Annotated in this window: 10 protein-coding genes; 4 read left to right on the top strand and 6 right to left on the bottom strand. The window is 62.1% G+C overall.

The features are described 5' to 3' along the window. The first annotated feature begins 237 nt into the window (after positions 1-237). The 3 genes from HQR01_RS09900 to HQR01_RS09890 are packed head-to-tail and all read left to right on the top strand — an operon-like array spanning position 238 to position 3,819. The gene (locus HQR01_RS09900; RefSeq protein WP_173214718.1) at positions 238-1,401 is read left to right on the top strand and encodes a hypothetical protein; all 1,164 of its coding nucleotides are present in this window, start codon (positions 238-240) and stop codon (positions 1,399-1,401) included. 35 nt (positions 1,402-1,436) lie between these two features. Continuing rightward, positions 1,437-2,402, top strand: coding sequence for a hypothetical protein (locus HQR01_RS09895; RefSeq protein ID WP_173214717.1), 966 nt, complete (start codon positions 1,437-1,439; stop codon positions 2,400-2,402). Position 2,403: 1 nt separating this feature from the next. Continuing rightward, a complete protein-coding gene (locus tag HQR01_RS09890) occupies positions 2,404-3,819 on the top strand; it encodes a sensor histidine kinase (RefSeq protein WP_173214716.1) in 1,416 nt (471 codons plus the stop codon). A 52-nt stretch (positions 3,820-3,871) separates the two neighbouring features. Here the strand turns inward: HQR01_RS09890 and HQR01_RS09885 are convergent, their stop codons facing one another. Both HQR01_RS09885 and gltX read right to left on the bottom strand, forming a co-directional pair. Beyond that, entirely contained in the window at positions 3,872-5,158 is a 1,287-nt protein-coding gene (locus tag HQR01_RS09885) for a citrate synthase (RefSeq protein ID WP_173214715.1), read from the bottom strand. A gap of 40 nt (positions 5,159-5,198) precedes the next feature. Beyond that, positions 5,199-6,632 carry a glutamate--tRNA ligase gene (gltX, locus tag HQR01_RS09880; RefSeq protein WP_173214714.1) on the bottom strand — a complete coding sequence of 478 codons (1,434 nt, stop codon included), beginning with the start codon at positions 6,630-6,632 and terminating at the stop codon, positions 5,199-5,201. 28 nt (positions 6,633-6,660) lie between these two features. Here gltX and HQR01_RS09875 point away from each other — a divergent pair, with 28 nt between their 5' ends. Continuing rightward, positions 6,661-8,874, top strand: coding sequence for a ComEC/Rec2 family competence protein (locus HQR01_RS09875; RefSeq protein WP_173214713.1), 2,214 nt, complete (start codon positions 6,661-6,663; stop codon positions 8,872-8,874). On the opposite strand, the gene lexA is transcribed toward HQR01_RS09875, so the two are convergent. From lexA to HQR01_RS09855, 4 genes are all read right to left on the bottom strand, one after another. After that, positions 8,868-9,557, bottom strand: a complete 690-nt coding sequence (lexA, locus tag HQR01_RS09870; protein ID WP_173214712.1) for a transcriptional repressor LexA — start codon at positions 9,555-9,557, stop codon at positions 8,868-8,870. The genes HQR01_RS09875 and lexA overlap by 7 nt on opposite strands. Positions 9,558-9,871: 314 nt before the next feature. Continuing rightward, positions 9,872-10,657, bottom strand: a complete 786-nt coding sequence (gene trpC, locus HQR01_RS09865; protein WP_173214711.1) for an indole-3-glycerol phosphate synthase TrpC — start codon at positions 10,655-10,657, stop codon at positions 9,872-9,874. A gap of 4 nt (positions 10,658-10,661) precedes the next feature. Then, positions 10,662-11,654 (bottom strand): anthranilate phosphoribosyltransferase, encoded by a 993-nt coding sequence (trpD, locus tag HQR01_RS09860; RefSeq protein ID WP_173214710.1) that lies wholly within the window; start codon positions 11,652-11,654, stop codon positions 10,662-10,664. After that, positions 11,651-12,265 (bottom strand): anthranilate synthase component II, encoded by a 615-nt coding sequence (locus HQR01_RS09855; RefSeq protein ID WP_173214709.1) that lies wholly within the window; start codon positions 12,263-12,265, stop codon positions 11,651-11,653. Before HQR01_RS09855 ends, trpD begins: the two co-directional genes overlap by 4 nt. Between the last annotated feature and the right edge of the window lie 51 nt (positions 12,266-12,316).

Genomic DNA, 12,316 nt, shown 5'->3' with positions numbered 1-12,316 from the left:
TCATGGGACGGAATCTATCATGTTTCTTCGTTGCTTAAACCCACTTTAACCATGCTTCTGCGATCTCGCGTTTTCACTACTACAATTGACTTGGTGACCGATGCCTTCGCTCGTTTGACCAACGAGACCCAATTGAAGGAAACTGGCGCATTGGCACTGGCCGATCGGCCTGTGGGAACCTAGAACTGCGGGCCGTCCTATCCGCCACACCCGGAGTGCGTCTTGCGCGTTGCCCTCTTGTCCACGCTCGATCGATCGACCGCCCCAGGTCACACGCGTGCGCCGTTTCGGCAATTTGCAGGCTCGCGCATTATCGAGCGCCAGATCGATCTTGCGCTGGCGGCCGGTTGCGAAACGATCGCTTGCCTCGTCGAGGGAATCGGGCGGGAGGTCATCGAGGCGCAGCGCCGGGCGGAACGCGGCGGTGCACGGTTTATTGCCCTCCAGGAGCCACGACCGCTGTCTGGCCTTGTCACGGCCGCGGACGAGCTATTCGTCCTCGCATCGGGCGCCCTTCCAGATGAGGGCGCAGTGCTGCGTTATACGGCTCGCCCTGCGGTACTGGTTTTCCCGGCGCAAGATGCCGTTTCGAAGGGCTATGAGCGTATCGATGCTGAGTTCGCCTGGTCCGGGGCGATGCTGACATTGGGCGCCAATGTAGAGCGCCTTTCAGAACTGCCGCCCGATGCTGACGTGATCTCGGCACTTCTCCGGATCGCACTCCAATCGGGTGTTCGGATCCAACCTCTTGAGAAGCGGTTGCTGGAAGAGGGGCTGTGGCACCTCTCGCCAAATGAAGGCGCACTGAGCGAACGCGAAGCGCGGTGGATCACTTCGCACGCTGCACCAGCGCCGTTCACCGCGCCTGGCCTGGCCATTGCCGAGCGAATGGGCACCCGGCTTGCTCGCGATATTCTCGGCGGTAGGAGTGCCCGTGTACCGGCAATAGCCGCGGGATTGTCAGGGGTGTTGGCACTCTCGCTTGGCATTCTGGGGTATCCGTTGGCCTCCTTCGGTTTTGGCGCTCTGATGGCGATGTTGGGGGTGGCGGGGGAAACGGTCGAACGAATAGCGCAAGCAGGACAAATAGGTGCGCGTCGTTCCGCATTGGCCAAGACGATCGACTGGATGCTCGACCCAATTCTGGCGATCCTGATTGCCCTCGCGTCGCCGGAAGACACGGAATGGCTGCGCCTTTTCGTTCCTGCGGTGCTCTTCGGCCTACTGAGGCTGGCGCAACATCGCGGCGGCGGGAAATGGCGAGAAAGCTATCGTGACAGGGTGGCGCTTGCCATCCTCATGGTTCCGGCGGCCTTCGTGGGAATTGTCCAGCCAGTCACTGCGACCCTTGTGCTGGTAGTACTCCTATCGCTTTTTCGTCTGCCGGACAGGGTGGAATAACGGCGAATTAACCATGTGGATGCTAATCCAAGGCCATGACTTTGTGGAACGCCGTGCCTGACGCCTCGGACAAGGACCGGGCGGCTGCCCTGCGCGATGCTCTCGCGCGCGGGAACGCTATTCTGGCGCGCGTCGGCCCAATCCTTACGCATCTGCTTGCGACTCCGGACACGTCGTTGTTTTCGGATGAACTTGTCGCGCGCATCCGGGCCATGTGCCTTGATCTCTCCTCGCAAGTGTTGCGGGCGCAAGCCGAAGCTACAGGCGAAGCGGGACGCGAAGCCTTCGCTGAACGCCATGGCGAAGCCTTGGCGGAGCACTTCTTCAGCAGCCCGCAGGTCCTATCGCATTGCCATGCCCTTGCATTGGAGTGGCAGCTCTCGGCACGCTTGGAGGCGCAATACGGGATGGATCCCGTGCTCTCGCCGGTCCTCCAGCAATTGATCGCATCAGCAGACTCCAGTCAGGCAAGCGCTGCAATGGCTGCACTGGCGGCGCAGGCCCGGTTCGCACAATCGCAGCGACGCATGGAGCTTCCGCTGGGCGAACTGCCCGGGGACCTGTTCCATGAGTTGTTGCTGGGCTGGAGAGCCTTCAACGGCCCACGCCGTTCAGATGCGATGGTCCGGGCGGAGGCCAAGCTACGCAACGGGTTTGACGAGAGCGCGGGAAGGCTTGCATTGCTGGCGCGCCTTATCGCCGGTATGGGCGACCATGCTCGGGAAGCGCTCGATATCGAACAGGCAGGCGTTCCGCTGTTCCTTACCGCCCTTGCGACAGGGTCACGCCAGTCGCGGTCTATGGCCGTACTATCCACCAACGCAAAGCAATCGGCGCGATTTGCGCTCGGGCTGCGTGCCGCAGGCTTGAGCGGGGTCGAGATCGAAAACCAGGTCTTGCGCCTTCATCCTTCGGCGGAGCCGATACGGGGTCTTGAATCGCTCGAACCGGGCGAAGCTGCACAAATGCTAGCGGAAGCCGGCACATTGGGGATCGCCTGAGATGGCCAGCGTTGGAACCCGCTACATTGCGCATGGTCGCACTGATGCCGAGGGGCATCTGGTTGAGGCCGGTGAACCCCTTGCCAGTCTCCAGGAGGCATGTGGAGGGAAGTTGGGAAGCACGATCGCTATCCCGGAGCTGCGCGCTCTTGTTGACAAGGCGGGTCACTACGGCCTCCGTCTCGCTCGCCAGTTCAACGCCATCGACGGTGAGAACCGTATTTCGGCCTGGGTAGAGATAGCGCCGGAACTCGGAGGTGAGGGTGCGGTCGAGGCTTGTTCCATTGATGTGGTTAGCTGGCATTCGGAGGAGTTGCCCCCCGAAAATGAGCTCGAGTCCGCGCGGCGGCGCGTCGAGATCAATCGCCACCTTGCCGATTGCACCGCGCGTCTCGATCCGCGCCAGGGGCTTCTATCGGTTGTCACGGAAGCGCCAGACCTGGCGGACTTCGTCGAGGCGACCCGTGACGCAATCGGGCGACCCTGGACCGATTTTGTCCGCCTGCCGGGCAATGCACACGAGCAACCGCTCCATTGGCGGCTCCTCGATGGGGCGCACTGCGAGATTCCTGGATCCGCGCGCCAGTGGACCGCTCACCTTGAGCCACTAGGGCAGGGGCAACCCGGCAGCGCTGGATTCGTGCTCTACCTTACTGCGGACACCCCCGATCCGGCGGTGTTCGATCCTGCTTCGGGCACGGCCATCGAAGGTGCGTCATTCGGACGCGACCTTACCCCTGTCCTGCGCCAACCGATCAACCGCATCATCGCCAATGCCGAAACGATCCGGACGAAGCTGGCGGGACCGATCGCTGACGAATATTCGAACTATGCGGCAGATATAGCGACTGCCGCGCAGCACTTGCTGGCGCTGATCGATGACCTTTCCGATCTCGAGGTGGTCGAATCCGACCAGTTTGTCACCGCACCAGACCGCATCGAATTGGCCGATGTCGCGCGGCGAGCATGCGGAATCCTGGGCGTTCGGGCGCAGGAGAAGGGCATTACGCTCGTGCCACCGGTCGAAGGCGAGAGCCAATTGGCAATCGCCGAATTCCGTCGAGTGCTACAGATCCTGCTCAACCTTGTGGGCAATGCGATCCGGTACTCGCCGGAAGACAGCCAGGTCTGGATCCGTCTCGATCGGATAGGGAGCCGTGCGCTTATCACCGTGGCCGACCAGGGCCATGGGCTCGACGAGGCTCAGCAACAGAAAGTCTTCGAGAAATTCGAGCGGCTCGGACGTAGTGGCGACGGAGGTTCCGGCTTGGGGCTCTATATCTCGCGCCGAATTGCCCGTGCGATGGACGGCGATCTGACGGTTGAGAGCGCGCCGGGGCAAGGTGCGCGATTTACGCTTTCGGTCCCGGCGGCCGACGATCTACGCAGCGAGGAACGCGGCGGCAACAGCCGCTAATATGAAAAAGGGGCGCCGAGGCGCCCCTTGATCTCTGGTTCCTAAAGTCCGCTCAGCGCTTGCCGATGGGCACGTAATCGCGTTCGGTCGGGCCAGTGTAGAGCTGGCGCGGGCGGCCGATGACCTGTGCAGGATCGGAAATCATTTCATTCCACTGCGCAACCCAGCCGACCGTGCGGGCGAGCGCAAAGAGTGCGGTGAACATGGTGGTCGGGAAGCCGATCGCGTTGAGGATGATGCCCGAGTAGAAGTCCACGTTCGGGAAGAGCTTCTTCTCCTTGAAGTAATCGTCGCTCAGCGCGAGTTCTTCCAGGCGCAACGCGGTTTCGAACACCGGGTCGTCGACGTTCAGCGCGTCGAACACCTCTCGCAGTGTCTTCTGCATGACCGTCGCACGCGGGTCGTAGTTCTTGTAGACGCGGTGGCCGAAGCCCATCAGGCGAAACGGGTCGTTCTTGTCCTTGGCGCGTTCGATATAGTGCGGGATGCGGTCGGGAGAGCCGATTTCCTGCAGCATGTTGAGCGCCGCTTCGTTCGCGCCGCCGTGCGCCGGGCCCCACAGGCAGGCAATGCCCGCGGCAATGCAGGCGAACGGGTTGGCTCCCGACGAGCCTGCAAGGCGGACGGTCGAGGTCGAAGCGTTCTGTTCGTGATCGGCATGGAGAATGAAGATCCGGTCCATCGCGCGTTCGATGGCGGGATGAATCTCATATTCCTCGGCCGGGACGCCGAAGGTCATGCGCAGAAAGTTGCCGGTGTAGCTGAGCGAGTTTTTCGGCTGCAGGAACGGTTGACCGACCGAATATTTGTAGGCCATCGCCGCGATCGTCGGCATCTTCGCCAGCAGGCGATGGCTGGCGATCTTGCGCTGTTCGGGATCTGCGATGTCGGTGCTGTCGTGGTAGAAGGCCGAAAGCGCGCCCACCACGCCGCACATGATCGCCATCGGGTGCGCATCGCGACGGAAGCCCTGGTAGAAGCTCCGCAGCTGTTCGTGCACCATGGTGTGGCGGGTAATTGTGTACGTGAAATCGTCGAGCTCTTCCTGCGTCGGCAGTTCGCCGTTCAGCAGCAGATAGCTGACCTCCATGAAGCTCGAATGCTCGGCCAGCTGGCCGATAGGGTAGCCGCGGTGAAGCAGGATGCCTTCTTCACCGTCAATGTAGGTGAGGGCGCTCTCGCAGCTCGCGGTCGACTTGTAGCCGGGATCGTAGGTGAACGCCCCGGTCGCACCATAAAGCTTACGAATGTCGATCACATCGGGACCGACGCTCCCTTTCAGGACGGGGAATTCCTGGGTCTTGCCACCCAGATCGAGAGTTGCCTGATTGTCGGCCACACTTGTCTCCTCAAACGTCTTTTGCGGTTCCCGGGGAAGGTCAGGCTTGCGCGTCGATACGAGCGAGCGCCTCTTCCTTTCCCAACAGGACCAGCACATCGAAAATACCGGGCGACGTGGTCGTACCGGTGAGTGCTGCACGCATCGGTTGCGCGAGCTTACCGAGCCCAACCCCAAGGTTCTCGGCATACGATTTCGTAGTGGCTTCGAGAGCCTCGATTGTCCAGTCATTTTGCAGTTGCAGCATTTTGGACAGTTCACCCAGTCGCTGGCGCGCTTCATCGTCGAGCAATGCGCCTGCCTTTTCGCTCATTTCGAGCGGACGCTTTGCGGAGAGAAACGCAGCACCTTCAACGAGTTCATTGACGGACTTGGCGCGAACTTTAAGGACAGGCATTGCCTTCGTCAGCAGCGCAACATCTGCATCGGAACCAATGCGCTCGGCTACGAGTGCAGCCAATCGTGCATCGTCTGCTTCGCGGATATAGTGGCCGTTGAGATTCTGGAGCTTCTTGATGTCGAAGCGTGCCGGGCCTTTGCCGACCCCATCGAGATCGAACAGTTGGATCGCTTCCTCTCGGCTGATTTCCTCGCGATCGCCATACCCCCAACCGAGTCGGAGCAGATAGTTGACCAGCGCCTCTGGGAGAATGCCTTCCTCGTCGCGATAGGCCTCGACCCCGACCGCTCCATGTCGCTTAGACATCTTCGCCCCGTCGGCGCCGTGGATCAGGGGGACATGCGCATAGACCGGATCGGGCCAGTTGCCCTCGATCTCGTTCATTGCACGGATGATCGGCAGCTGTCGGAAGGCATTGTTGATGTGATCGTCACCACGGATGATGTGGGTCACGCCCATGTCGTGGTCGTCGACTACTACCGCGAGCATGTAGGTCGGCGTGCCGTCCGAACGCAGGATGATGTAATCGTCAATCTCGGAGTTCTGGACGGTGATGCTGCCTTGGACCGCATCTTCGATCGTGGTTGCGCCTTCGACCGGAACCTTGAGCCGGATCACGTAGGGCGCGCCTTCAGGCGCCTCGGACGGATCTCGGTCACGCCAACGGCGATCGTAGCGCAAGGGCTGCTTTGCCGCACGCTGCGCTTCGCGCATCTCTTCGAGTTCTTCCTGGGTGGCGAAGCACTTGTAGGCATGGCCCGCTGCGAGCAGCTGACGGGCGACTTCAGCGTGGCGCTCAGCGCGATCAGACTGGAATACGGGTGCTTCGTCGAAATCGAGGCCAAGCCAGGCGAGTCCGTCGATGATCTTGTCGATCGCATCCTGCGTGCTGCGCTTGCGATCGGTATCCTCGATGCGGAGCAGCACGCGACCGCCGTGATGGCGCGCGTATAGCCAGTTGAACAACGCCGTGCGCGCCCCGCCGATATGGAGATAACCCGTGGGTGAGGGGGCGAAGCGGGTGACGACCGTCCCGGATGGCGAAGCAGCGGTGCTCACACTATCGCTTGCCATTGTCTCTCGCTTCCTTTCAAACACTTACATGGCGACGCAAGGGACGCCTCTTGTACCATTGGGGGAGGCGGGCGGCACTGCCCGCGACGCAGTGCGGCGCCCTTGGCGCATGCGCGGCCTCTTGTCCAGATTCACGGACCGGATCGAGCGCCTGCTTGCAGGATCGGAATTCGATCGTGGGCCTTGGTTGGCGGTGGCACTGGCTGCGGGCATTGCCCTTTGGTTCGGGCTTGGGAGTCCTTGGCAGTGGCTTGCAGCAATGGGCGCATTTCTGCTCCTCGCATTATCGGCTGCTGCGATTTGGCGCGGGCGGAACGAACGCTCGTATGTGATGGTAGCCGCCATTGCAGTGTCGTTGACTATAGCCCTGGGTGTTGCGGTGGTATGGGCGCGCTCCGAAATCGTGGGTGCCGAGCCCATTCCTGCCCCGCGTTTCGAGCGGCTCGATGCGCGTATCCTGGAGCGACAAGAGCAGCCTACGGAAGGGCGCATACGCCTTACCCTAGCTGCGCGTGATGTAGTGGCGGGCCGCGCAGTCGCATATCGGGTCAACCTACCGCTTGATCAGGACGCCGAGAACTTGCGTGAAGGGGCACGAGTCCGGCTTTCGGTGCGTTTGCTGCCTCCCGCACCTCCGATTGTACCGGGAGCGTACAACTTCGCGCGAAGGGCCTGGTTCGAAGGGCTGTCTGCGACCGGCGCGGTTGCTGGGACGGTCGAGGTTCTGGAACCACCTAAGCAAAATGAGGGCCGCCTCGCTCGGGTCCAGCGCGATCTGTCGTCCTATGTGCGGAGCCGGCTCGACGGAGCGCCAGGTGCCATCGCAGCGACATTGGCGAGCGGCGATCGCGGGGCAATTCCGAGCGCTGACGAGGAAGCCATGCGCGACGCCGGACTGACGCACTTGCTGTCGATCAGCGGACTGCATGTCAGTGCCATCATCGCGGCGACCTATCTCCTGACGCTCAAGCTGCTGGCTTGTTGGCCCTGGTTTGCGTTGCGCGTGCGTTTGCCGCTGGTTGCTGCAGGAGCAGCGGCATTGGCGGGGATCGGTTATACGCTGCTTACTGGGGCCGAAGTCCCCACAATCCGCAGCTGTATCGGCGCGGTTCTCGTGTTGCTGGCACTGGCGCTGGGACGTGAACCGCTGTCGATGCGCATGGTCGCGGTGGCGGCCATGCTCGTCTTGCTGTTGTGGCCGGAGTCGCTGATTGGACCGAGTTTCCAGATGAGCTTTGCCGCCGTGCTGGCGATCGTCGCGCTACATGGCGCGAAGCCGGTGCGCGAATTCCTTGCACCGCGAGAGGAGGGGTGGACATCCCGCCTTGGGCGGCGGCTCGCAGTTCTGTTCCTTACCGGTTTGGTGATCGAGATCGCGCTGATGCCGATCGTGCTGTTCCACTTCCATCGGGCCGGCGTGTATGGTGCCTTGGCGAACCTAGTTGCGATACCTCTGGTGACCTTCGTATCGATGCCGCTCTTGGCCCTGGCCATGGCGTTCGACATGGTAGGAATGGGCGCGCCCTTTTGGTGGCTGGCCGGGCATTCGCTCGAGCTGCTGCTCGACTTGGCCCACTTCGCCGCGGGCTTGCCCGGGGCAGTCAAGCTCGCACCTCCGGTTCCCCCGGCGGCTCTGCTGCTGTTCGTAGGTGGCGGGCTGTGGCTCGCCCTGTGGCACGGCACTCAACGACTTTGGGGCCTGGTCCCAGCCATTGCCGCAACGGTGTGGATGCTGAGCGCACCTGTGCCCGACATCCTTGTCACGCGCGATGGTCGTGACTTCGCGATAGTCGGGGAGGGCGATCAGGTGCTGGTGCTCCGCCAAAGCGAGGGCGGATATGCCCAGGACAGCTTGCTGGAGATCGCCGCAAGCGGAACCGAGCCACAGGCGCTGGCTGAATGGTCGGGCGCGCGATGCAGCGATGACTTTTGCGCGCTGGAGCTTGATCGTGGAGGGAGGACTTGGCGCCTGCTGGTTTCGCGCAGTCGTAACCTCGTTGAGGAGCGGGCGCTCGCTGCAGCGTGCGAGAAGGCAGATATCGTGATCTCCGATCGATACTTGCCTCGTGCGTGCCGCCCCGCATGGCTCAGGCTCGATCGTCGATTCCTCCAGCGTGAAGGCGGTGTTGCGCTCTATCTTGCCTCGGGCCGCATCGACACGGTAGCCCGAACGCAGGGTGAGCATGGCTGGTGGCGGCCACGCGAAGATCGGCCCCGCAGAGCGCCACCATCCACTCAGTGATAGCGGCGCAACAGTCCCGCCAGCTTGCCTTGCACCTTGACCCGGTGCGGCTCGTAGATTTGCGGTTCGTAAGCGCCATTGGCGGGATCAAGCCGTATCCGACCAGCCTCACGCCGCAAGTACTTGAGAGTCGCTTCCTCATTGTCGACCAGCGCGACCACGATTTCGCCGTCGCGTGCGGTTTCGGTCCGCTTCACCAGCGCGAAATCGCCGTCGAAGATACCCGCTTCGATCATCGAATCGCCCGACACTTCGAGCGCATAGTGCTCGCCCGGGCCGAGCAGGGCGGCCGGGACAGGCATGCTAGACTGACCCTCGATCGCTTCGATCGGAGCGCCGGCGGCAATGCGCCCATGCAGCGGCACCTGGATGATGTCATTGGCCGGTTCGGGCGCGATCGCCTTCGGAGCAATTGCTGCCGACACGGCGTCATTGGCTGCACGCGGCCGGGCTCCGCCGGTTACGGCATCTTCAGGCAGCTTGACTACTTCAAGCGCGCGAGCACGATTGGGCAAGCGCCGAATGAAACCGCGCTCTTCCAGCGCCGAAATCAGGCGGTGAACGCCCGACTTGCTCTTGAGGTCGAGCGCTTCCTTCATTTCTTCAAAACTGGGTGAAATGCCGGTCTCTTCCAGCTTTTGCTGGATGAAGCGGATCAGCTCGTGCTGCTTGGCCGTCAGCATTGGTGCGATACTCCCGTGCCGCTGTTCACAACCCGTGAACGAATAAGGAACAATTAGGCAACCATGATTCGTAAGTCAAGCAATCCCGCCACTTTTACGCTTTTCCTGTGGAACAGGTGTTCTCCATTCGGTCCAGATTGCGCGTCGGTCATGTTCAGACTCTCAGCTACGGGCCTGAACCGTGGAACAGATGGAACACAGTCCTGAATCCAAAAAATTGCCTCCAGCTCGAGCGACAAGTTCATTCGCAAGCTTGAAGGGAAATGGTGCACGCATGCCGCCAAGTTAGCGCCCGGCGGACCTGTAGGACAGGATCATCCCCGCAGAAGTGTACGGGTAGCCGACGCGACGTCGGCCTGCCGCATCAGGCTCTCACCGACAAGGAAACTGCGCACCCCTGCCAAGGCAAGGCGCTGGCAATCGGCATGGGAGGCAATGCCGCTTTCGCCGACCAGCAGGGCCCCTTGCGGCGCAAGCGGCGCAAGGCGTTCCGTCGTGGCCAGATCGGTGACGAAAGTGCGGAGGTCGCGATTGTTTACCCCGATCAGGCGCGAGCGAAGGCGCGCGGCACGTTCCATTTCGGCTTCGTCATGCACTTCGACCAGCACGTCCATCCCGTGCTCCATCGCTGCCGCTTCGATTTCTGCCATCTGCGCATCCTCGAGCGCGGCAACGATGATCAGGATAGCATCGGCACCGATGGCACGCGCTTCGGCAACCTGCCACGGGTCGACCATGAAGTCCTTGCGCAGGACGGGCAGGTCGCAGGCCGCCCGGGCTTCGATCAGGAAGTCCTCGTGGCCCTGGAAATAAGGGGCATCGGTCAGTACCGAAAGACACGCAGCCCCGCCGATGGCATAATCACGGGCATGCTGAGAAGGGCGAAAGTCCTCTCTGATCAATCCCTTGGAAGGCGAAGCTTTCTTCACTTCAGCAATCAGGCCGTAACCCCCTGCCTGCGCGCGCTCCAGCGCAGCACGAAATCCACGCGGCGCACCCTGTTCAGCGGCCAGCGCTTCAAGATCGCCCAGCGAACGAGCAGTCTTGCGCGCAGCGACTTCATCGCGCTTGGTGGCGCAGATCTCGACCAGCTTGTTCATCGTTTCACTTCGCCATTTCAATCCAGTCGGCCAGCAGCTTGGCAGCCTTGCCGCTGTCGATAGCTTCGCCAGCCATCGCCGCGCCGCTCTCCCAACTTTCGGTGGCACCGGCAACCAGTAGCGCGGCCGCCGAATTGAATCTCACCGTATCGCGATAGGGACCGCTTTCACCAGCAAGCAGTGCGGTGAGTGCCTGTGCGTTATGTCGCGAATCGCCGCCACGTATCGCCTCGAGGGGCGCATGCCCGATCCCGGCTATGCCCGCATCCACCCTCTTCATCTCGAAATCGTGCCCGGTGACGTCGGCCATTTCATTTCCGCCCGCCAGGCTCAGTTCGTCCAGCCCCTCGTCACCAGAGACGATGAAGGTACGCTTGGTACCCAATCGCGCGGTCGCGTCGCCGTAAATCGAGACATATGCGGGCCGGGCAATGCCGATCAGCTGTCGCTTGATTCCCACCGGATTAGCAAGCGGTCCCATAAGGTTGAAGATTGTCCGGCGACCCAGCTTCTTCCGGATGGGCTGGATACGCCCCATCGCTGGATGGTGGTTTGGCGCAAACAGGAAGCAGATGCCGATTTCCGCGAGCGTCTTTTCCGCCGTCCGTCCGGCAGCGACCATGTCGAGTCCCAAGACTTCTAACGTATCGGCCACGCCCGCCAGCGATGAAATTGCGCGGTTGCCGTGACGCGCAACCGGAATGCCACAGGCGGCTACCACCAGACCGACCGCGGTCGAAACGTTGAGCGTGTGGTGCCCGTCGCCGCCGGTGCCGCAGACATCTATGGCGTTTTCAGGCCCGGCCACGGGAATATAGCGAGCCCGCAGCGCGCGTGCGGCACCTGCAATTTCTTCCGCAGTCTCGCTGCGCTCGGTTATTGCCAGCAGGAAGCGGGCGATTTCCTCGTCGCTGGTCTCGCCATCAAGGATCCAGCCAAAAACCTCCTCGGCCTCGGCTTCGCTCAGATGGGGTTCCGATGCGGGTAGCGTCTTCATGCGGGAAGCTTCGCGTCGATCCCGCACAAGGCAAGGAAGTTGGCGAGCAGGGCATGGCCGTGCTCGGTCGCGATGCTCTCGGGGTGGAATTGCACGCCGTGGATTGGCAATTCACGATGGCGGAACCCCATCACGCTGCTGCCGTCGAGGCCGGGTGTATCGCTGGTGGCATTGACCACGAGACTGTCGGGAATCTCCTCAACCACCAGCGAATGGTAGCGGGTCGCGGTAAAGGGTGACGGTAATCCGGCAAAGACACCACTGCCGTCATGCGTGACCGGTGACGTCTTGCCATGCATCAGCCCGCCGCGCACCACATTGCCGCCAAAGTGCTGGCCGATCGACTGGTGGCCCAGGCACACGCCGAGCAGGGGTTTGCCTGCATCCGCGCATGCCGCCACGAGGTCGAGACTGACGCCAGCCTCGTTGGGGGTGCACGGGCCGGGCGAGATCAGGAAGCCGGCCGCGCCGCTGGTGATCGCCTGCCCGGCAGAAATGGCGTCATTGCGCACGACCTCCACACCCGCGCCCATCTCCATCAGGTAATGGACGAGGTTGAAGGTGAAGCTGTCGTAATTGTCGATGACAAGGATGGTGCGGCGGTTGGTCATAGTGGGCGTCAATGGGCGCGCGAAGCCGCGCTATCAAGCAAGTTAAGCTCG

This window comes from Erythrobacter mangrovi (assembly GCF_013260645.1).
GTDB lineage: Bacteria > Pseudomonadota > Alphaproteobacteria > Sphingomonadales > Sphingomonadaceae > Qipengyuania > Qipengyuania mangrovi.
This window is presented reverse-complemented; position numbering and strand designations above follow the sequence as displayed.